The following is a 21431-nucleotide window of genomic DNA, read 5'->3' on the forward strand; positions in this document are numbered from 1 at the left end:
AGCAGCGCTCATCCTGCCACCGGCAGTGAGAATTGTGAATCGCGCGCCGGTGCCGGATAATGCCCGCTCGCAGTGCGGAAGGTGGCGAAAGTCTACGCCGCGCAACGCGCCCTCGAGCAAGGACCGAATGCCATGTTGCCCTATCCCGATATCGACCCCGTCGCCGTTTCTCTGGGCCCGATCCAGGTGCACTGGTATGGCCTGGCCTATCTGGCCGGGCTCGCCTTTGCCTGGTGGTTGGGCGTGCGGCGCAGCCGGCGCCCGGATGTACCGCTGTCGCGCGAGCAGGTGGATGACCTCATTTTTTTCAGCGCTCTCGGCGTCGTTCTCGGTGGACGCATCGGCTACGCTTTGTTTTACGGCGGTGAGCGCCTGCTGCAGGACCCACTGTGGTTGTTGCAGGTCTGGCAGGGCGGTATGTCGTTCCACGGCGGCATGCTCGGTGTCATCATCGCGGTTGCCTGGTTTGCCCGCAGCCGCAATATCGCTTTCGGTGCGGTGCTGGACCTGGCGGCGCTGCTGACTCCCATGGGGCTGGCCCTGGGTCGCCTGGGCAACTTTATCGGCCAGGAACTGTGGGGCCGACCCACGGATGTGCCTTGGGCCATGGTGTTCCCGGCAGACCCGCTGCAACTGGCGCGGCACCCGTCGCAGCTCTACCAGTTCGCGCTCGAGGGGGTGCTGCTGTTTGTTGTACTGCTCCTGTTCAGCGCTCGTCCGCGTCCCATGTGGGCGACTTCCGGTTTGTTCGCCCTGGGTTACGGATGCCTGCGGTTTATCGCGGAATTCTTTCGCCAGCCGGATACGCACATCGGCTTTCAGGCCTTTGGCTGGCTTACGCGCGGGCAACTGTTGTGCCTGCCGATGATTGCGCTGGGGCTGTTCTTGTTGTGGTGGGCCTACCACCGGCAGGCGCCGGTGGGCGGCGGGAGGAAAATGGCATGAAGCAGTATCAGCAACTGCTGCAGGATATTCTTGATAACGGCGTCGCCAAGGGTGATCGGACGGGCACCGGTACACTGTCGGTGTTCGGGCGTCAGCTCCGGCACGATCTGGCGGCGGGCTTTCCGCTGCTGACGACCAAGAAGCTGCACCTGAAGAGCATCGTCAACGAGCTATTGTGGTTTTTGCGCGGCGATACCAACACCGGTTGGCTGAAAGCCAATGGCGTCAGCATCTGGGATGAGTGGGCCACGGAGAGTGGCGACCTCGGCCCCATCTACGGCGCCCAGTGGACGGCCTGGCCCACCCGCGACGGCGGCACGATCAACCAGATCGACTACGTACTGCATTGCCTGCGGCACAACCCGGACAGCCGGCGCATCCTGTTTCACGGCTGGAACGTGGAATTCCTGCCGGATGAAACCCTGAGCCCCCAGGACAACGCGCGTGCCGGGCGCATGGCGCTGCCGCCCTGCCACCTGCTGTACCAGTTCTACGTGGCCGAGGGACGGCTGTCCGCCCAGCTGTACATCCGCTCCAGTGATTCATTTCTCGGCTTGCCCTACAACATGGCCAGTCTCGCCCTGCTGACCATGATGCTGGCGCAGCAATCCGACCTGGTGCCGGGGGAAATCATCATCTCCACCGGCGACTCCCACCTTTACAGCAACCACCTGCAACAGGTGGCGGAGCAGCTGGCGCGTGAGCCGCGGGCGCTGCCGCGCCTGGAGATCCTGCACCGTCCGCCCACTATCTATGACTATTGTTTCGAGGATTTTCGTCTCGACGGCTATGACCCCTATCCGCACATCGCCGCGCCGGTGGCGGTGTAGCCATGTCTGTGCGCATTGCCCTGATGGTCGCTGTGGCCGCGAACGGTGTCATTGGTCGCGACAATGCACTGCCCTGGCACCTGCCCGACGACCTGCAGTATTTCCGCCGTACCACGATGGGCAAACCGGTGGTGATGGGCCGCAAAACCTATGAGTCGATCGGGCGCCCGCTGCCCGGCAGGCCGAATATCGTCGTGACAAGGACCCCGGGCTGGCACGCCGCGGGTGTGGCGGTGACCGATACGGTGCCCGCTGCGCTCGCGCTCGGGCGCGAGCTGGCCCTGGCGGAGGGTGTGGAGGAGCTGGTGGTGATCGGTGGCGCCATGATTTATGCCGCAGCGCTACCACTTGCCCAGCGTCTTTATGTTACGGAAGTTCACGCGGATATCGACGGAGACACCTGGTTTGCGCCAGTTGACGCCGGGGAGTGGCGGGAAATCAGCCGCGAGGAGCGTCCAGCTACGGAAGACAATCCATACCCTTACGCGTTTGTCTGTTTAGAGCGCCGCGGGTCCGATTGTGACACTTAGTTGACGCGAACAAACGTTACTTTGGGCTTTTTCCGCCGTTAAGTTTGTCACCTATCTACACGTTTATGAAAAATGGCCGCAGGACCGTGGTGGATTGATTGAAAATACCGGGGTATTGGGTTTAAATTCTTCACCTCGGTTTACCGTTACTTATTTTTTCACTATAAACGTAGCAGCAACGTGGATAGCACAGCAGCACGCTATCTCGGCACTGAATCACTCTAGTTGGAAATAGGAAGCTCAATTCCCATGACTATGCATCGATTGAAGAACGTATTGATCGCTGCGCTTGTCGCAACGGGCACCCTCGCGGGTAGCGCAGCGGCAGTGCAAGCCAATACCCTCGACTCCGTTCTGGAGGTGGGGGAAGCCCGCAACGAGGCGGCGCGCAAGTCGCAGCAGAAAATCGACCGCCTGGCCGATGAGACGCGTGACCTCCTGTCCGACTACAAGTCGGTCATGAAGCAGGTTGACGGCCTCAAGGTCTACAACGCGCGTCTGCAACGCCAGATCGACAACCAGATGGCTCGCATCGCGGACATCGAAGAGTCGATCAATGAAGTCACCGTGATTCAGCGCCAGATGACCCCGCTGGTGATTCGCATGATTGACGGCCTGGAGCAGTTCATCGAACTGGATGTGCCGTTCAACCTCGAAGAGCGCCGCGAGCGCATTGCCTTCCTGCGCAGCAACGTGGATCGCTCCGACCTGACGGTTGCCGAGAAATTCCGTCAGGTGCTGGAAGCCTACAATATCGAGTTGCAGTACGGCCGTGGCTTTGACAGCTACAGTGCTGCTATCGACATCAACGGCACGACGCGCGATGTCGATTTCCTGCGCATTGGCCGCCTGGCGCTGGTTTACCAGACCACTGACGGCACCGAGAGTGGCGTCTGGAACAAGGAAACGAGTAGCTGGGAGCCTCTGGATTCCGGTGACTACGCCAACGCCATCCGCAAGGGTGTGCGTATTGCCAAGCGTCAGGCCACTATCGAACTTCTCAACATGCCCGTTGCTGCACCGGAGGCTGGACAATGAAAGCGCTTAACACGATTTTTTCCGCCCTGGTATTGGGTGGAGCGCTGGCCGTATCCGGCGTAAGCATGGCCCAGGAAGAGCCTGCGCGCGATGCCGCCAGCCTGAGTGAGCTCCTCGGCCTCGTAAAGCAGGGCCAGGCGCAGGAAGCGCGTGAAAACGCCGAGCGTGAGCGCCGTTTCAGTGCTGACAAGGCCAACCAGGCCAAGGCGCTGGAGCAGGCCAGAGCCGAGCGCGCGCGCCAGGAGCAGTTGTCTACCACGCTGGAAGCCAAGTTCGAAGAGAACGAGCTGCTGGTTGCTGCCAAGCAGGAGCAGCTGAAGGAGCGTCTGGGTTCACTGACCGAGCTGTTTGGTCATTTGACCGCTGCAGCGGGTGACCTGTCTTCCAACATCGAAGTGTCTCTGGTGTCGGCACAGTACCCCGATCGGGAGCTGTTCCTGAAAGAGCTGATTGCCAAGATGAGCGGCTCCGACAAGCTGCCGCGTATCGAGGAAATCGAGCGTGTCTGGTACGAAATGCTGCGTGAAATTACCGAGACCGGCAACGTTGTGCGCTTCAATACCGAGGTTGCCACAGCGACCGGCGAGCGTACCGACCGCGAAGTGGTCCGTATTGGTGCCTTCAACGTTATCGACACCGATGGCAATTACCTGGCCTTCAACAACGGTAACCTCAGCGTCTTGCCGCGCCAGCCTGCTGGTCGCTACAACGCCTGGGCAGAAGAGTTGGCCAATGCCGACAGCGGCATCCACCAGTTTGGTATCGACCCCACCGGTCCTACCGGCGGCTCCTTCCTTGCGGCGATCATCGACAGCCCGACGCTGGAAGAGCGCTGGCATCAGGGCGGCTATGTGGGTTACGCGATTACCGCAGTGGGTGTGTTTGCCTTCATCCTCGCACTCTTCCGCCTGATCGTTTTGTCCGCTGTTGGCGCCAAGGTCAGCAGCCAGCTGAAAAGCAAGACGGCCAACACCAACAACCCGCTGGGTCGCGTGCTGAAAATCCACGAGGACAACCCGGCGATGGATGCGGAGACGCTGGAACTCAAGATGTCCGAGGGTGTCATGCGTGAAACGCCCAAGCTGGAGTCCGGTCTCACCCTGCTGAAGATCATTGCCGCAGTGGCACCGCTGATGGGTCTGCTGGGTACGGTGACGGGTATGATCATCACCTTCCAGGCGATCACCATCTTCGGCGCTGGCGATCCCAAGGCCATGGCTGGCGGTATCTCCTCCGCACTGGTTACCACCGTACTGGGTCTGCTGGTTGCTATCCCCACCGTTCTGCTGCACACCATTGTGAATGGCCGCGCCCAGCGCATCATCCACGTGTTGAACGAGCAGGCGACCGGGATTGTTGCCGAGCACTCTGAATCCAGCGGCAAATAAGCAGAGGTTCGACCATGTCGGGAGGAATTATTGAAGGCACTCTCGCCTTTATGGACAAAGGCGGGGATGTGCTCTGGCTCATCGCCATCCTGGTGTTCGTGATGTGGACGTTGATCTTTGAGCGGCTTTGGTACTTTACCTTCGCCTGGCGCAAAGAGGCCTTTGCCATCATCAACACCTGGGAGGCGCGCACCGAACGCAAGTCGTGGAATGCGAAGCAGATTCGCGCCCGGCTACTGTCCCGGAGTCGCGAGGCCATCAACGCCAACCTCCCGATCATCACCACCATGGTCGCCCTGTGTCCGCTTCTGGGTCTACTGGGCACCGTGACAGGCATGATCGAGGTGTTCAACGTGATGGCCGTGACCGGTGGTGGCGATGCCAAATCCATGGCGGGTGGTGTAGAGCGATCTACCATCCCCACCATGGCAGGCATGGTGGCTGCCTTGTCCGGGCTGTTCGCGAACACCTACCTGAACCGCGTCGCCACGCGGGAGCAGGAATTCCTACAGGATAATTTGACGTCCGATCACTGATCGGACGCTGACAGGTAGCAATCAGATGCGCAGACTTGCAAAACAGCAGGAAGACGAAGGAGCAGAAATCGACCTGACGCCGATGCTGGACGTCGTGTTCATCATGCTGATCTTCTTCATCGTTGTCGCTTCGTTCATCAAGGAGGCCGGCATTGAAGTCAGCCGGCCAGACAGCGCCAAGTCGGACCCCAGTGATGCCACCAGCATTCTGGTGAACATCCGCAGTGACAACCAGATCTGGATGGAAAACCGGCGTGTTGATGCCCGGGCTGTTCGGGCGAACATTCAGCGCCTGCTCGCCAATGATCCGGAACAAGCGGTGACGATCAAGGTCGAAAAAGGTGCCAAGGCCGGTGCGGTCGTGGACGTGGCGGACGCGGCGCGTGAGGCCGGGGCTGGCGCGGTCAACTGGGCCAGCGAAGGGAAATAGGATCCATGAGCATTCGAGATAACGCAGCCAGAAAGGCCGCGGCGGACGAGGGCAATATCGACCTGACGCCCATGTTGGACGTCGTGTTCATTATGCTTATTTTCTTTATCGTCACATCCTCCTTCGTCAAGGAGCCCGGCGTAGAGCTGCTCAAGCCACAGGCAACGACCACCGAAGCCTGCGAGCGGGGCACCATTATTTTCGCCGTGGATGACCGCGGAGAGATCTATTACGACAAGAATCGCGTGTCTCTGGATCGCGCGGCCCGCCTGGCAGAGGGTGCCAAGAAAGAAGCGCCGCAGGCGAATATTGTAGTACAGGTAGACCGTGACACGCCCGCGTTTGCAGTCGAGCAGCTGGTTGACGAAATCCGTCCGCTGCTCACGGCTCCGCCCTGTATTTCAACGGATGACGAGGTGTAAACGGAATGGGCAGCAGCTTTGTTAGGGTACTGGTGGGTGCACTGGTAGCGATCCCTGTAGCGATCGGCCTGTTTTTCGTGATGCAGAGCCTGATCAGTCGCGAGTATCAACAGGAAGATATCGAAAGCCGTAAAATTGCGGATATCGTTGTGCCCGAAACCGAAATCGAGGTCAACGTGGCGCAGAAGAAGCCGGAGAAGGTCGAGGATCCCGAAGAACCGCCACCGGAGCTGGACACGCCGGATATGGACATGGATATGGACATGAATGTGGTCAACACCGCACCGCGCGCGAGCGTGGACGTGTCGATCAGCTCGTCCGGCATGTCCAGCGGTGATGGCGAGTATCTGCCGATCGTCAAGGTGGCGCCAGTCTACCCGCGCCGTGCACAGACACGGGGCATCAGCGGCTACTGCATCGTCGAATACACGGTAACCCGCAACGGATCCATTCGCGATCCCCGAGCGGTGGATTGCCAGCCTTCGGGCGTATTCGAGTCCGCTTCAGTGAAGGCGGCAGAGAAGTTCAAGTACAAGCCGCGGGTGGTCGATGGTGAACCGATTGAGGTGGCCGGCGTCCAAAACAAATTCACCTACGAGCTGGAACAGTGAGCGTTATGAAATCGTACGATCCCACACGCTGGTTACGTTCGGCGATGTTGGCACTGCCTCTCGCCGCCACGCCCGTGGTGCTCGATCAGGTCGGCGCCGAATTTGGCCTCGCACCCCAGGCTGCGGCGTTTGCCCAGGAAGGCGGTGGTGACCAGCGCGAAACACGCCGTACGCCGGCGCTGCGCAACGCCGTCTATGAGAAGCTGTCCGAGGCACAGGCGGCTGCAGAAGCACAGGATCTGGCCGGCGCGTCGCGCGTGCTGGACGAGATGCTGGGCGCGGGAGGCAAGAACGAGCTGAACAGCTACGAATTGGCCAATGTCTACAACCTCTACGCGTTCATCCATTACTCGCGTGAGGATTACAACAAGGCACTGCAGGCCTACGAAAATGTGGTGCGTCAGCCGGATATCCCGCTGGCGATGGAAATTAATACCCGTTACACCATTGCCCAGCTGTATTTCGTGCAGGAGCAGTGGCAGCAGGGTGTCAATGCGCTGCTGTCCTGGTTCGCCATGACCGACAACCCGCCAGAGGACTCCTACGTGTTGCTGGCGCAGGGTTACTATCAGCTCAACGACTACCCCAAGGCCCTGAACAATGTTGAGAAAGCGATCAGCATGTACAAGGACAAGGCCAAGGTGCCGAAGGAGCAGTGGTACAACCTGGCTCGCTTCCTGTACTTCGACAAGAACGACGTCACCAACGCGGTTCGTGTGCTTGAAGAGCTGCTGACCCACTATCCCGACAAGCAGTACTGGGTGCAGCTGTCGCACATGTACGGCGAGCAGAAGCGCGACAGCGAACAACTCGCGGCGATGGAAGCGGCCTACGTGCAGGAGATGCTGGACAAGGGCTCAGAGCAGGTCACCATGGCCTATCTCTACCTCAATGCCGAAGTGCCTTACAAGGCGGCCAAGGTGATGGACAAGGGCCTGGGCAACAAGTCGGTCGAGGCCACCTCGCGCAATTACGAAATTCTCGGCAACGCCTATCGCCAGGCGCAGGAAATCGACAAGGCGATCCCGGCGATGGAAGAAGCCGCGGCGCGCTCGGAAGACGGTGAGCTGTACACGCGGCTGGGTAACATCTATCTGGACGGTGATGAGTTCAAGAAGGCGATTGATGCCATCACCAAGGGCCTCGCACGGGGCGGCGTGAAGCGTCCGGATACGGCGCGCCTGGTGCTGGGTATGGCTTACTTCAACGACAAGCAGTACGAGAAGGCCCGCGAGGCATTCAAGGCTGCCGGCCGTGACGAGCGTTCAGCCAAGTTCTCCAAGCAGTGGATTCAGTACATGGATTCCGAGCTCGATCGTCAGCGTCAGCTGCAGGAAGGCTAAACCGGGCCACGTGGCCTGAAAAAAAGGAGCACTGAGGTGCTCCTTTTTCTTGGGGTCGAGAAATGCTCAGGCTTAGACCGGTGTGACGTTCTCTGCCTGTGGGCCTTTCTGACCGTTGGTGACGGTGAACTGCACTTTCTGGCCATCAGTGAGGGTTTTGAAGCCATCGCCCTTGATTGCGCTGAAGTGTACGAACACGTCGGGGCCGTTTTCGCGCTCGATAAAGCCGAATCCCTTGGTCTCGTTAAACCACTTAACGGTGCCGGTTTCTGTAGACATATGTGTTACCTGTATAACTTGGGAAAGCCCGGTTCGGGGCTCCAGGGGTTAGTCACTATTTATGTTCAACGTACCGAGGAACTTAAGGGAACTTCGACCACGCGCATAAATACCACTGATTTCTCAGCTTAAAGGAGTTTAGCACCGGGTTTTGCAGCGGGTATCTGCTGTGCGGCAAATATTTTGGGCAATATTACGCGTTTGCCAACGCTAACAGGCTGGGTCTGCCAGTGGCGCGCGACCCGCACCCACGAGCCCCGGGTAGGGGTGGGTGATGACCGAGACCACGCTATGCTCCAAGGTGGACTGCAGTGGGCCGCGATCGTGAAAGCAGGACAGAAAAGCGCTGCGTTGCAGGAAGGGCACCATTCTCGGCACAATGCCTCCCGCCAGATACAATGCGTCATACGCCCCGTTCGCCAGCACAAAGTTGGCGCTGGCTGCGCCGAGGAAGGCGCAGAACTGCTCTAGCGTTGCGACACACAATGGGTCGCTGCCGGCGATGCCGCGGGCGCTGATGCCTGCGGGGTCAAGATCCTCGGTTACTTTGCCCTCAGCCTCGCCCAGCGCCAGGTACAGTCGTCGCAGGCCGGCGCCGGAGAGCAGGAGCTCAGCGTAAATCCGCGGGTGGTGGCGTTGCAGGACGGGCCACAACGCCATCTGCGCCGCGCCCAACGGCGCGAGGTCCATTTGTCCGGGCTCACAGGCGACGGCAACGGCACCGGCGGCACGCCTGTCGAGTACGGCGCCACCAAGGCCTGTGCCGGGGCCCAGTACAGCCAGCCGCGCGGGCTTTTTTGCCCGGCCCGTCTGTAGCGCGGTGCAGTCCTGTGGGCGCAGCCACGGCAGAGCACACGCGTTGGCCTCGAAGTCGTTCATCAGGCCCAGTTGGGGTATGCCGAAACGTTGCGCCAGCTCCGCGCCGCGCAGCTCCCAATCGATGTTGATCATGCGGGCGTTATTGCCGCTGGGCGGTGCCGCTACCGCAATGCAGGCTTCCCGGGGTGCGTCTGCGTCCACTTCCCGGAACCAGCTGTCCAGTACAGCGCTGAAATCGGCATGGCTGGCGTTCTGGTAAACACGCAGGGCCTGCAGGCTGCCATCGCGAGGGTCGAACAGCGCCACACGGCTGTTAGTGCCGCCGACGTCCGCAACCAGTCGCAGCTCCGTGCTCGCGCTGGTCATGGCACCGAAAGAATTTTCAGGATGTTGGTGGAGCCCGGCCGGCCCATCACGGAGCCCTTGGTCAGCAGCACTGCGTCATCCTTGTGCAGTTGACCTTCATCACAGAGGAACTCGATCGCGCTGGCTTCGATGGTTTCCGGGTCAAACACGCTGGCATCGAAGAACAGGGGCACCACGCCGCGGCACAGGCACAGGCGCTGCAGGGTTTCGCTGCGGTGACTGAGGGCGAAGATCGGCAACCCGGATGACAACCGCGACATCTGCAATGGCGTGGTGCCCGACTCTGTCAAACAGGCGATACCGCGTACAGCACTGTAGTGATTGGCCGCATAAATGGCCGACATGGCGATGGCTTCCTGCGCGCTGGAGAACTGCTTGTCCAGTCGGTAGCGCGAGGTGCGGGCGACGGGATGCCGTTCAGCACCGAGGGCGGCATCGGCCATTGCACTGACCACTTCCACCGGGTAGTTGCCGACAGCGGTTTCGGCAGAGAGCATGACGGCGTCGGTGCCATCGAGGACCGCATTGGCAACATCGAACACCTCCGCGCGGGTGGGCATGGCGCTGTTGATCATCGACTCCATCATCTGTGTCGCCGTGATCACCACCCGGTCCATTTTACGCGCCCGGGAAATGAGAGTTTTCTGCAGGCCGATGAGTTCGGCGTCCCCGACCTCCACGCCGAGGTCACCGCGCGCGACCATGATGCCGAAGGACGCATCGATGATGCCGTTGAGGGTTTCGTCGTCATAGACGACCTCAGCGCGTTCGATCTTGGCGATAATCGCGGGGGTCAACTGATGTGCGGCGAGTAGCTCCCGGGTCTGGAGGATGTCCAGCGCGCTGGAGACAAAGGACACGGCGACGAAATCAGGTCGCACCTCCGCCAGGCTGTCGATGTCCGCGATGTCCTTGGCGGTGAGGGCCGGCGCTGCCAGCCCGCCTCCCAGGCGGTTGATACCCTTGCGCGAACCCAGTGTGCCGCCTACCAGCACGGTGCACTCAACCGCTCCGTCCACAACCTCGTCCACGCGCAGCCGCAGTCGCCCGTCATCGAGCAGCAGGGTGTCACCGTGAAATACGCTGCTGGTCAGCTCCCGGTAGTCGAGCCCGACGCCGGAGGCGTCACCCTCGCCCTCACCCAGAGCGAGATCGAGGCGGAAGCGGTCTCCATTCTCCAGCTTCACGGAACCGTTGCGGAAGGTGCTGATGCGAATCTTGGGGCCCTGCAGGTCGGCGAGAATGCCCACATAGCGCCCTGCAACCGCGGCCTGTTTGCGAATGCGTTCAGCAACCAGGGCATGCTGCGCCGCCGAGCCGTGGCTGAAATTCAAGCGGAATACGTTCACGCCCGCGTTGATCAGGCGGCCGATCATGTCTTCCGACTCACTGCCCGGGCCGATGGTGGCAACGATCTTGGTGCGTCGATTCACTTTGGGTGTCACTGTGGGGTCCTGTGCTGGCGGTGGTGTTGCAGGAAAGTGCGGGCGAGGTCGGGAAAGTCAGTGAAAGCCCCGTCTACACCCAGTTCGAGGAAAAAGAGCTGTAACAGCGCGTCGAAGCTGTCGATACCCGCTGGCAGCGCATCGGCGCGGAATGTGTACGGGTGCACCTGCAGGCCGCGCGCGTGCGCCAGAGCGACCAGTTCACTGAGCACGGGTTCTCCGTGTGCGTTTCGCCCCAGATAGATCTGCTCCACCCAGGGGCCGATGCCGTCGGCGTAGCCCGCGACGGCGTCGAGCCCGTCGGCTGTTTGCAGGAATGCATAGTCGACAGCGCTGTCTTCGCCCCAGCCGGGGTCGGCAATCAACTGAATCAGTGGCAGCGGCGTTTTCAGCTCGTGGCGCAGGTAGCGCAGGGTGTCATCGTCGAAACACTGCAGGAATACCTGCTCACTGCGCTGGTCGTAACCTTTCTCGCGCAGCACATCCAGCACCCTTTGGGCGATGTTGTAGCCTTCGTTGCGGTGAAAGCGGGGTGACTTGAACTCGATGTAGAGTCCGGTGCGGCGCTGTCGGCTGCGATCGAGACCGCTGATCAAGTCGATCTCCTCGGCCAGTGTGGGCACGCGGAAATCACCCGTATGCGCGGGAAAACGCCCCGGGTACACCGCTTGCCCGTCGCTGTCCAACCGCTCCTGCGCGCGCAGGTTGCGGATCTCGGCCAGCGTGAAGTCAATGGCATAGTAGCGTCCGTCTGCCCGGGCGCGGTCGGGGAAGCGCAGCGCGACATCTGTGGTCGACTCGAGGTGAATGTCGTGGAGCACTACGGGCACGCCGTCGCGGCTCAGAACAACGTCCTGTTCGATGAAGTCGGCGCCCATGGCGTGCGCCATAGCTTTCGCGGGCAGGGTGTGTTCGGGCAAGTAGCCGCTGGCCCCGCGGTGGGCGATCACGATAGGAGAAGAGGCAGCGGCTGTCATAGCCGCCCATGGTAGCAGGATAGCGCTGATCAGCGCGAGATGACGCAGCCGCTGCAGGCGCGTCACCCGCCCGGTCCGCTTACTTCTTGACCTGCATGCTGATGGTCTTCTCAGTCGCCTTGCCATAGGGTGGCAGCATGCCCCCGAGCTTGCCCACATTGACCCCGGCCTGGCGATAAATGGATTTCGCATGGCTGAAGGTACGGAACCCCTTTTCACCGTGGTAAGCGCCCATGCCGCTGGGACCGACGCCGCCAAAGGGCAGCTCTTCTTGCATGATGTGCATGATGACATCGTTAATACAGGCGCCGCCTGAGGTGGTTCGTGTCAATACGGCACGTTCTTCGTCCTTGTCCTGCCCGAAGTAGTAGACTGCCAGGGGTCGCGGATTCGCGTTGACGTAATCGATGGTTTCGTTGAAATCCTTGTAGGTGCGAATCGGCAGCAGAGGCCCGAACAGTTCCTCCTGCATGACCTTGAGATCCTCCGCCGGCTGTGCGATCAGCGTCGGGGGAATCTTGCGGCTGCCTTCCCCAGCCTCAAAATCCTCGCCGGCGGGGTTGATGGGAATGGTACGGGCACCGCGTTCCTCGGCTTCCTTGAGGTAGCCGGTCAGCCGCTCATAGTGGCGCTCGTTGACGACGGCGGTGTACTCCGGGTTGTTGAGGATGCTGGGATACATTGCAGTCACGGCTTTCTGGGCAGCAGCGATCACGGCATCCAGTTGTTCCTCGGGAACCATCAGGTAGTCCGGCGCCAGGCAGATTTGCCCCGCATTCAGGGTTTTACCCAACATGATGCGCTCGAGGCTCTTCTCGATATCAGCGCTGCGCGAAACAATGACCGGGGACTTGCCGCCGAGTTCCAGCGTCACGGGCACCAGGTTGCGTGCCGCGGCTGCCATGATGTGCCGTGCGACCGAGGTGGCGCCGGTGAACAGGAGGTGGTCAAAGGCCAGTCCCGAAAACGCCTGGCCGACTTCCGGCCCGCCGGTAAACAGGGCAACTTCTTTTTCGTCCCAGGCTTCGGCCACCATTTCAGCCATCACTTCGCTGGTTGCGGGGGTAAACTCCGAGGGTTTGATCAGGGCACGGTTACCTGCGGCGAGGATACCGGCCAGAGGGCCGAAGGTCAGGTTGACCGGAAAATTCCAGGGTGAGATGACCCCCACCACGCCAAGTGGCTGGTACTCGATGCGCGAGCGTCCGCCGAGCAGGTTGAGCGGGAACATCGTCGGCCGCCGCTCTGGTTTCATCCATTTGCGCAGATGCTTGCGTGCGTGCTTGAGGGGGGTGACTGAAGCGGCAACGTCCGTCAGCAGGCTGACTTCCCGCGCGCGGCAGCTGAAATCGCTGTCCAGCGCCGCCACCATCTTGTCCTGATATTTCAATAGTACGTCTATACCGCGATCTATGCGGTCGATGCGCGTTTCCGCGGACACCTCGCCCTCGCGCAGGTAGTCCTGGCGTTGTGCCTCCAGCACCTGTTGCATGCGCTGCTCGATGTCTTCGATGGATCCTGGGGTCTGCGGTGCGTTCATGGCTCTTATCCTCTGGTGGGCCCGTGCCTGAGCGTCCAGTATAGAAGGCTGCAGGGGCAATGATAACCGCAACCACGGGTTTATTCTGGCCACAGCGGAGGGCGTAGGCAGGTCGTCCAGGCCCGGCCAGGCAGGGCCCGCTGGGTTGCCTGTCCCGGACTACCCGTCCCGGACTACGCGTCTCGGACTTGGCAAATTGCGGGGCGCCTGTTAAAACACGCGCATGAGCAGAGACACCGACCAGCACCCCATCGCCGCATCGCCTGCTACAACCAGGCCTGACCTTGATGACCCGCGCACCCCCTCGCCGCCCTATGGCTATTCCCGCGAGTGCCATTACGGGCGCGAGCAGCAGGTGCATATTGTGGCCGAGTTTCACGCGCACAAGATCCGCCCCAGCCGCATCGCCTACCGCGTGGGTATCGACATTGCCTTTATCGAGGCATTAATTGCGGGAGAGCTGGAGCCTGAGCGCTTTCCGCGCCTGGTAGCTCACTACCGCCGGCAGCGCTTCCAGCAGCGCATGCACGACAGTGTGCGCCTGAACGGTGTTTCCCGGTTTGAGCAGCAGCAACGCATCGAGCGCGACTTCCAGCGCGAAGTGGATTTGTAGCCGGGGTCAGGGCGCCTTGTTTTTCGGCGCCGCTTTCTTTCCCGCCCGAACCTTCAGCCAGGCACCGCGCGCATTACCCGGGTGGCGGCGTCAAGCCACTGGGTCATCGGGTTACCCTCCGGTTGCCTTGGTCGCATGCAGGCGCTGCGGCGCGCAGCCAGACCCGTTTTTTCCGCTGCGGCCGCACACTTCACGAAAGCCGGCGGCGACAAAGGGGATCATGTGATCGTAGGCGGCTTCAAAGTCAGCTGAGAGGCACTTGCCCCCCGACAGCTTGTCGATGCGACCGGTTTGCGCCAGAGTCAGGGTGAGTGCGCCAGACAGGTTGTGGTAGCACCAGTAGATGTCTTCATCGCGCGCCCCGGGCAGGGCTTTGCGCAACGCCGCGATGAATGCGCTGACCAGGCTGTCGAACAGCTTGGACATCATCCGTGGACCCCAGTAGGGCGAGTTGTTGATGTAGGCGATCAGTGCCAGATAGTTCTGCCAGCCCGGGTCTCCGGTTTCCTGGGCCAGTTCCAGCGGGCGCAGAAAGGCCTCGATAATCTGCTCGACAGTTGGCCCCGCTGCATCGGCTGATGCCTGGCAGGCCTCCAGGGCATCCAGTCGCGCGCTATTTAGGTGTGCAGCGCGGCGTTCGAAAACCGCATTGAACAGATCCAGCTTCTTGCCGAAGTGGTAGCTGGCGAGGGCGACATCGACCCCGGCATTGTTGGCGATCTGACGCAGGGTGACGCCATCGTAGCCGCGCAGGGCGAACAGCTCCTCCGCGACATCCAGAATGCGCTCTCGTTTTGGTGCTTGCCGGGTCTTTGTCATGCCAGAAAACCGCCTTCAGTGGGGCGGACAATAGCATAGTTTATTTTTCAACGCTTGTTGAAATACGGCATGGCTTTCGTCAGACTTGAGCGTCTGCCAATAACAATATGCGATGAGAGTGCGACCATGACCCCCGATCTTTTCAAGTACGCCATGTCCCTTGCCTACGTGATTCTGGTGTTCTGGCTCTCCTGGGTAGGTATGCGCAGAACACGCGATATTCGTGGCTTCTCCATCGGCAACAAGGACATGAACCCTTACCTGATCGGCATCACCCTGGCGGCCTCCATCGCTTCCACGGCGACTTTTGTTATCAATCCGGGGTTTGTGTATAGCCACGGCTTGAGCGCCTACCTGCATTACGGGCTCGCTGGATCCCTGGGCATTCTCAGTGCCTTCCTGCTGCTGACGCGGGGGTTTCTGCGCCTCGGTGAGAGCAATAATGCGCTGACTATTCCGCAGTGGATCTTCTACCGCTACAACCACCGTGGCTTCAGTCTGTTTTTTGCGTGTATCAACCTGCTCTCGATTACCTTCGTGGTGCTTATCCTGGTGGGCTGCAGCCTGCTGTTGACCGGCCTGTTTCCGGTGGAGCAAAAAACGGCGCTGGTCCTCGTGCTGCTGTTCGTGTTTGCCTATGTGTTGATGGGGGGCACCTACGCGCACGCGTACACCAACACCCTGCAGGGCGTGATGATGCTGGCCATTACGGTGATTCTGGTGGCGCAGGGCTGGAAGTATCTCGGTGCTGATCCAATGGCCGCGCTGCGCGCTGTCGACAGGGGTTACGCCGATGCGTTCAACGCGGGCAGTGACCTCTATTCGGATTTCTTCTCGGTGTTTGTCAGCGGTTTTGTGGTGACCTTCGCCCTGATGCTGCAACCCCATATTCTCACCAAAGTGCTCTATTTGCGCAGTGAGCGCGACATCGGCAAATTCATCGCCACCACCGTGGTGGTCGGCAGTGTCTTCACCCTGATGCTGATGATTGGTTTCTACGCGCGCCTGGCGGGCCTCGACATTCCAGAGCAAGACACGGTTGTGCGTGAATACCTCCTGTTCGAATTCGGTAGCTCGCTCTGGGGTGAGTATGTGCTCGTATTTATTTTCCTCACCCTGCTGGCGGCGGGCATGAGCACACTGGACGGCATCCTGGTGTCGCTGTCGGCGATGGTGGTGAACGACATCGTGCAGCCCCTGTACGGCGAGCGATACAACGCGCTTGCGCTCTCCCGGTACGTACTGGTCGGGGTAGGCGTGCTGGCCGTCGTGCTGGCCTGGAATCCGCCGCCGCTGATTGGCCTGTTTGCGCAGAAGGGGGTGTACGGGCTTGCGGCCGCGTCGCTGGTGCCGGTTCTCTTCGGGGTGCTGGTGCGGCGCCATATTCCGCTCTGGGTGGTCGTGGGTGCGGCGCTGATCGGTCTTGTCGGGCATCTGGCGCTGAACCTGTCGGGCGCCGTGCGCAACCCCGCCGTGTCCGCCAGTTACGCCATTCTGTTCTCACTCGGTTACGGACTGCTGGGGCTGTGGTGGACCCGTGTGCCCGCGGACGAGGCAATTCCCGGCAAGCGCTGAGACCGGTGCGCTTGACATTTCAACAAACGTTGAATATCTTCGCCGATGTAATTCAACAAGTGTTGAGCCTGCCTTCAAGGCCGGCTCAAGAAAAACGATAAAATAACGATCAAGGTGGATATCATGACAGCATTTGCTCCGCGCTCCGCTATTGCGCTCGCCGTTTCCCTGGCTTCCGCACTGCCCTTCTCGACCGCCCAGGCTCAGGACGGCCCGGCGCTGGCGCTGGAAGAGGTGGTTGTCACTGCCCGTCGGCGGGCAGAAAACCTGCAGGATGTGCCCATTGCCGTTACCGCGCTGTCGGGCGACGCACTGCGCCTGCGCGGTGCCTCCGACATCAGTGAGCTGGCGCAGATCATTCCCAGTGTCACGCTGGAGCCATCGCGCGCCACCAGCACGACACTGACGGCTTTTATCCGCGGCGTTGGCCAGCAGGATCCATTGGCGGGCTTCGAGCAGGGCGTAGCGCTGTACCTGGACGATGTCTACATCGCCCGGCCCCAGGGCGCCCTGCTGGACATTTACGATGTTGAGCGGGTGGAAGTATTGCGCGGGCCACAGGGCACGCTGTACGGGCGCAACGCTGTGGGCGGTGCCATCAAGTATGTGACGCGCCGCCTGAGTGACGAAACTGACCTGCGCCTGAAGGCTTCCTACGGCAGCTACGGCCAGCTCGACCTGGTGGGTACGGCATCGGCGCCGGTGACAGATACCTTCCGTGTGGGGGCAACCGTGGCCTCACTGACCCGCGACGGTTACGGTGAGAACCTGACCACGGGTGACGAGCACTACGACAAGGATCTTTTCGCCTGGCGCGCCAGCGCGGAATGGCTGCCGAGCGAGAACTGGCTGGTGCGCCTGGCCTACGACAAGCTCAATGACAAGACCAACCCGGTCGCCGGCTACCGCCCCTTTCCCGGTGCCGTGAGTGGCGTGCCGGTGCTGTCTGACCGCTACGACACCACCGCCGGTGCGCAAGATTCCGTCGCCACCGCGGGCATCAACGGCAATAATGAAATCGACGCCGAGGGTGCCATGCTGTCGGTGGACTGGAACGTCAGCGACACCACTACACTGCGCTCTATCAGTGCCTGGCGCGAAGACTACACTGAATCCGTGATCGATTTCGACGGCCTCGAGGTGATCGATTTCGACGCGCCAGTGATCTACGACAACGAGCAGTTCAGTCAGGAATTCCAGTTGCTCTACAATACCGAGCGCTGGAACGCGGTGGCAGGTTTCTATTATCTCGACGCCACGGCCGCCAATGATTTTGACGTTGTGCTGGGGCAGATCGGCCCGGTGACTGCCTACACCGGCGGCACTGTGGATACCGAGGCCTGGTCTGTGTTTGCCGACGTCACCTACCGCCTGACCGACGCCCTGGCGCTGTCTGTCGGTGGCCGCTACACTGAAGACACGCGGACGGCAGACATTTTCCGCGGCACCTACCTGGGCTTCGGTTCACCGTTCTTCGACAACGACAGCGCATTGCTGCTCGCCACCACCAGCGACTACGAAGCGGAAAAAACCTACACTGACTTCTCGCCGCGGGTGAACCTGAGCTACACCCTCAACGATGATGTCACTGTGTATGCCAGCTACAGCCAGGGTTGGAAGGCCGGCAGCTTCGACCCTCGGGGTGCCAACTTCGCCAGCCCTGAAGTGGAGCGCGGTTTCGACCCGGAAACGCTCGATTCCTGGGAGGCGGGCCTGAAGAGCACCTGGCTGGATGGCCGTGCACTCACCAATATTGCGGTGTTCTACAGCGACTATCAGGACATGCAGATCCCGGGTTCTGTGGGTGTAGACAGCGATGATGACGGCATCAATGATGGCTTCGTCGGCACGGTAACCAATGCCGGCCAGGCCGAGATCTCCGGCATCGAAGTGGAAGGCAACGTGCTCCTCAACGAGCACTTCAGTGTGCAGCTGGCGATGAGCCTGCTCGATGCGGAAATCAAGGAGTGGTTGCTCAACGGAGTCGACGTGGCGGATCAGCGCGCGGTGCAGAACACGCCCGAGGAAATGCTCTATCTCGGGCTCACCTACACCACGGATTTCGCGGCCGGTGACCTGACCGCCAAGCTGAACTGGTCCTACAAGGGTGATATCACGCAGTTCGAGGCCCCGGTGCCGGTGATTGACCAGGAAGCCTACGACGTGATCAATGCCAGTATTGTCTGGATGAGCAGCGACGAGCAGTGGCTGGTGGGATTGCACGGCAAGAACCTCGGCGATGAAGAAATCAAGACGGCCGGTTATTGTTTTGGCGACGGCGGCTGTGCCTCCTCGCTGGGACTGGAAAATAACACCACGGTGTTCTATGCCCCTCCCCGCACGCTGACCGCCACAGTGGAATATCGGTTCTGAGGCCTGCCTGTTGCCCCGGCCTTCGGTCGGGGCGTTTGTGAGCACACGAAAGGTATAAGCTGTGACTGGATTTGAGGCACCGGTGCCTTTGTTGCCGGAAATTCTTGCATTGCATGGCCGCTGGCGAGCGCCCCGGCCTGCTGTTATCTGCGGTGATAGCACGCTCGACTGGCGTGCATTTACGGCTGCCAACCACCGTTTCGCGCACGGCCTGCTGGCCCGTGGTGTGGCCCCGGGCGACCGGGTAGGTGTGGTCATGTGCAATGGTCTGCCCATGCTACAGGCGCTGTTTGGCACCCTGGCAGCGGGCGCCGTGTCGGTGCCCATTAACCTGTCAGTGAATGACGCGGCGCTGGTTGCCATGCTGGCGGACGCCGGAATCAGTGCGCTGGTGGTGTCACCGGACCAGCAGGCGCGGTTGACGCCACTGCTGGCGCAGTTGCCGGACACCCTCCAGCTCGCCCTCACCAGCGGCCCCGGCGATACGCACTGGACCGCGCTGGACGAGTTTTGTACGGGGCATGCGGAGACCTTGCCCGAGGCGGCCCGCAGGCTCGGTGCGGATGCGCCCTTGAACATCATCTACAGTTCCGGTACCACCGGGTTGCCCAAAGGCATTCTGCACAGTCATCGCACGCGGCGGGACTGGGCCTACGATCTGGCCATCGCCCTGCGCTACCATGGCGCCGCGCGCACCCTGCTGACTATCGGCCTGTATTCGAATATCTCCTGGGTTGCGATGCTCTGCACGCTGTTGGCCGGCGGCACGCTGGTGCTGCAGGAGCGCTTCGACCCTGCGGCGTTCGTCGCCACCGCGGCGCGCGAGCGCATTACCCACACCGCCATGGTACCCATCCAGTTCCAGCGGGTGGTAGAGCACCTGCAGGCCAAAGGTGGTGACGTCAGCAGCCTGCAGGCCATGATGAGTTGCGGCTCGCCGCTGCGCGAGGGGCTCAAGCGCGATATTTTTGCCCATTTTCCCTGCGGTATCATTGAACTCTATGGCCTTACCGAGGGCATCATCACCACGCTGGAGCCGGAGGATGCGGAGGGACGCTGGGCATCGGTGGGGCGCCCGCTGATTGGCACGGACTTGCGTATTCTGGATGAGAATAGCCGGGAGTTACCCCAGGGCGTGGCGGGAGAGATTGTCTCGCGCGGACGTATCAGCATGCCCGGGTACTGGCGTCGCGACGATGCCAACGCCGAGGCGGAGTACATCGACGCCGCCGGGCGCCAGTGGTTGCGCTCCGGGGATATCGGCTACGTGGACGAAGAGGGTTTTCTGTATATCGTCGACCGCAAGAAGGACATGATTCTGTCCGGCGGCCAGAACGTCTATCCTCAGGATATCGAAGCCGTCCTGGTGCAGCATGCGCAGGTAAGCGATGTGGCTGTTATCGGCATACCCAGTGCGCGTTGGGGGGAGTCCCCGCTCGCGCTGGTGGTGCCGGCACCCCATGCGACAATAGCCGCGGACGAGCTGCTGGCCTGGGCCAATGCGCGCCTGGGAAAACAGCAGCGGCTTGCCGACCTGAAATTCATCGACGCCCTGCCGCGCAACCCCAACGGCAAGATTTTGAAACGGGAACTGCGGCTGCAGTTCGGGGAGTAAGCCCATGAGTGGATTTACCGACCTCTGGTATCGCAGCAGCGATGGCCTGAACTTGTACGCCCGCGATTACGCCGGGCCGGATGTCGATGCCCCGGTTGCCCTGTGCATGCATGGCCTCACGCGCAACTCAGCCGACTTTGCCGGCTTGGCGCCGCATCTCGCCCAGCGCTATCGCGTAGTGGTTGCCGACCAGCGCGGCCGCGGCCGTTCCGCGTACGATCCGGAGCCCGCGCACTACCAGCCTCTTACCTATGTTCAGGACATGTTCCGCCTGCTGGATGAGCAGGGTGTGCAACAGGTGTTACTGGTCGGCACATCCATGGGCGGCCTGATGGCGATGATGATGGCGGCAATGCAGCCGGCGCGGACCAGCGCCATTGTGCTCAACGACATCGGCCCCGAGGTCGAGCCGGCGGGGCTGGCGCGCATCAAGGCCTATGTGGGGAAAGCGGAGCCGGTGGCTGATTGGGCGGCCGCCGTGGCACAAACCCGGGCCATCAACGGCGATGCGTTTCCCACCTTCTCAGCCGATGACTGGCTGCACTTCGCCCGGGCGCTCTATCGGCCGCAGGCGCAGGGTAAAGGCCTGGAGCTGGCCTATGATCCCGCCATCGCCACGCCGTTGGCTGCGGCAGAAGGTGCCGCTGTCCCGCCGGATCTCTGGCCGGTGTTCGACGCCATTGCCACGTTGCCAATACTGGTGTTGCGCGGCGCGCATTCCGACATTCTCTCCAGTGCCGGGCTGCAGGCCATGCAGCAGCGCAAGGCCGACCTGGCTGTGGCCGTCGTCAATGACCGCGGCCACGCGCCCACCCTGGATGAACCTGAAGCGCGCACAGCAATCGATGCCTTCCTGACGCTATCCGCCTGATCACGGTCATGGACAGCGCGCCCGCCCGGTGGCATCGTTGTCGCGATGGATGAGTATGAAGGATCG

The 21431-nt window shown here is 61.3% G+C and carries 21 protein-coding genes; 15 read left to right on the forward strand and 6 right to left on the reverse strand.

What is annotated here, in order from left to right:
- The first annotated feature begins 132 nt into the window (after positions 1–132).
- The 10 genes from lgt to EGJ68_RS02585 all read left to right on the forward strand — a co-directional run bounded on the left by lgt (position 133) and on the right by EGJ68_RS02585 (position 8073).
- Complete coding sequence (gene lgt / locus EGJ68_RS02540; protein WP_123034002.1) at positions 133–945, forward strand: prolipoprotein diacylglyceryl transferase; 813 nt, start codon at positions 133–135, stop codon at positions 943–945.
- Complete coding sequence (locus tag EGJ68_RS02545) at positions 942–1775, forward strand: thymidylate synthase (protein ID WP_123032968.1); 834 nt, start codon at positions 942–944, stop codon at positions 1773–1775. The genes lgt and EGJ68_RS02545 overlap by 4 nt, the downstream gene beginning before the upstream one ends.
- A gap of 2 nt (positions 1776–1777) precedes the next feature.
- Positions 1778–2305 carry a dihydrofolate reductase gene (locus EGJ68_RS02550; RefSeq protein WP_123032969.1) on the forward strand — a complete coding sequence of 176 codons (528 nt, stop codon included), beginning with the start codon at positions 1778–1780 and terminating at the stop codon, positions 2303–2305.
- Between the two features lie 249 nt (positions 2306–2554).
- The gene (locus EGJ68_RS02555; RefSeq protein ID WP_123032970.1) at positions 2555–3343 is read left to right on the forward strand and encodes a DUF3450 domain-containing protein; all 789 of its coding nucleotides are present in this window, start codon (positions 2555–2557) and stop codon (positions 3341–3343) included.
- Entirely contained in the window at positions 3340–4731 is a 1392-nt protein-coding gene (locus EGJ68_RS02560; protein WP_123032971.1) for a MotA/TolQ/ExbB proton channel family protein, read from the forward strand. Before EGJ68_RS02555 ends, EGJ68_RS02560 begins: the two co-directional genes overlap by 4 nt.
- Positions 4732–4745: 14 nt before the next feature.
- Positions 4746–5267, forward strand: coding sequence for a MotA/TolQ/ExbB proton channel family protein (locus EGJ68_RS02565; RefSeq protein ID WP_123032972.1), 522 nt, complete (start codon positions 4746–4748; stop codon positions 5265–5267).
- Between the two features lie 25 nt (positions 5268–5292).
- Complete coding sequence (locus tag EGJ68_RS02570) at positions 5293–5697, forward strand: ExbD/TolR family protein (RefSeq protein WP_027950242.1); 405 nt, start codon at positions 5293–5295, stop codon at positions 5695–5697.
- A 5-nt stretch (positions 5698–5702) separates the two neighbouring features.
- The gene (locus tag EGJ68_RS02575; RefSeq protein ID WP_123032973.1) at positions 5703–6119 is read left to right on the forward strand and encodes an ExbD/TolR family protein; all 417 of its coding nucleotides are present in this window, start codon (positions 5703–5705) and stop codon (positions 6117–6119) included.
- Between the two features lie 5 nt (positions 6120–6124).
- A complete protein-coding gene (locus EGJ68_RS02580; RefSeq protein ID WP_123032974.1) occupies positions 6125–6730 on the forward strand; it encodes an energy transducer TonB in 606 nt (201 codons plus the stop codon).
- Between the two features lie 5 nt (positions 6731–6735).
- Entirely contained in the window at positions 6736–8073 is a 1338-nt protein-coding gene (locus EGJ68_RS02585; protein WP_123032975.1) for a tetratricopeptide repeat protein, read from the forward strand.
- Between the two features lie 72 nt (positions 8074–8145).
- Here the strand turns inward: EGJ68_RS02585 and EGJ68_RS02590 are convergent, their stop codons facing one another.
- The 5 genes from EGJ68_RS02590 to EGJ68_RS02610 form a co-directional block, all read right to left on the reverse strand.
- Entirely contained in the window at positions 8146–8352 is a 207-nt protein-coding gene (locus EGJ68_RS02590; protein ID WP_027950246.1) for a cold-shock protein, read from the reverse strand.
- A gap of 210 nt (positions 8353–8562) precedes the next feature.
- Entirely contained in the window at positions 8563–9537 is a 975-nt protein-coding gene (locus EGJ68_RS02595) for a glucokinase (RefSeq protein ID WP_123032976.1), read from the reverse strand.
- The gene (pyk, locus tag EGJ68_RS02600; protein WP_199227905.1) at positions 9534–10982 is read right to left on the reverse strand and encodes a pyruvate kinase; all 1449 of its coding nucleotides are present in this window, start codon (positions 10980–10982) and stop codon (positions 9534–9536) included. The genes EGJ68_RS02595 and pyk overlap by 4 nt, the downstream gene beginning before the upstream one ends.
- The gene (gene glpQ / locus EGJ68_RS02605) at positions 10979–12025 is read right to left on the reverse strand and encodes a glycerophosphodiester phosphodiesterase (RefSeq protein ID WP_233248647.1); all 1047 of its coding nucleotides are present in this window, start codon (positions 12023–12025) and stop codon (positions 10979–10981) included. Before glpQ ends, pyk begins: the two co-directional genes overlap by 4 nt.
- Positions 12026–12038: 13 nt before the next feature.
- Positions 12039–13499 (reverse strand): coniferyl aldehyde dehydrogenase, encoded by a 1461-nt coding sequence (locus EGJ68_RS02610; protein ID WP_123032978.1) that lies wholly within the window; start codon positions 13497–13499, stop codon positions 12039–12041.
- Positions 13500–13722: 223 nt separating this feature from the next.
- Between EGJ68_RS02610 and EGJ68_RS02615 the strand changes: the two genes are divergently transcribed.
- On the forward strand, positions 13723–14112 hold the full coding sequence (locus EGJ68_RS02615; RefSeq protein ID WP_233248648.1) for a hypothetical protein: 390 nt from the start codon (positions 13723–13725) through the stop codon (positions 14110–14112).
- 111 nt (positions 14113–14223) lie between these two features.
- On the opposite strand, the gene EGJ68_RS02620 is transcribed toward EGJ68_RS02615, so the two are convergent.
- The gene (locus tag EGJ68_RS02620) at positions 14224–14931 is read right to left on the reverse strand and encodes a TetR/AcrR family transcriptional regulator (protein WP_123032979.1); all 708 of its coding nucleotides are present in this window, start codon (positions 14929–14931) and stop codon (positions 14224–14226) included.
- A gap of 126 nt (positions 14932–15057) precedes the next feature.
- Here EGJ68_RS02620 and EGJ68_RS02625 point away from each other — a divergent pair, with 126 nt between their 5' ends.
- The 4 genes from EGJ68_RS02625 (at position 15058) to EGJ68_RS02640 (ending at position 21365) form a co-directional block, all read left to right on the forward strand.
- Positions 15058–16506: a sodium:solute symporter family transporter gene (locus EGJ68_RS02625; RefSeq protein WP_123032980.1), complete on the forward strand. Its 1449-nt coding sequence runs from the start codon at positions 15058–15060 to the stop codon at positions 16504–16506.
- A 123-nt stretch (positions 16507–16629) separates the two neighbouring features.
- On the forward strand, positions 16630–18879 hold the full coding sequence (locus EGJ68_RS02630; RefSeq protein WP_123032981.1) for a TonB-dependent receptor: 2250 nt from the start codon (positions 16630–16632) through the stop codon (positions 18877–18879).
- Between the two features lie 61 nt (positions 18880–18940).
- Positions 18941–20494: a class I adenylate-forming enzyme family protein gene (locus EGJ68_RS02635; protein WP_123032982.1), complete on the forward strand. Its 1554-nt coding sequence runs from the start codon at positions 18941–18943 to the stop codon at positions 20492–20494.
- 4 nt (positions 20495–20498) lie between these two features.
- A complete protein-coding gene (locus EGJ68_RS02640; protein ID WP_123032983.1) occupies positions 20499–21365 on the forward strand; it encodes an alpha/beta fold hydrolase in 867 nt (288 codons plus the stop codon).
- Positions 21366–21431 lie beyond the last annotated feature (66 nt).

The sequence above is a fragment of the Haliea alexandrii genome, assembly GCF_003719295.1.
Classification (GTDB): domain Bacteria; phylum Pseudomonadota; class Gammaproteobacteria; order Pseudomonadales; family Halieaceae; genus Haliea; species Haliea alexandrii.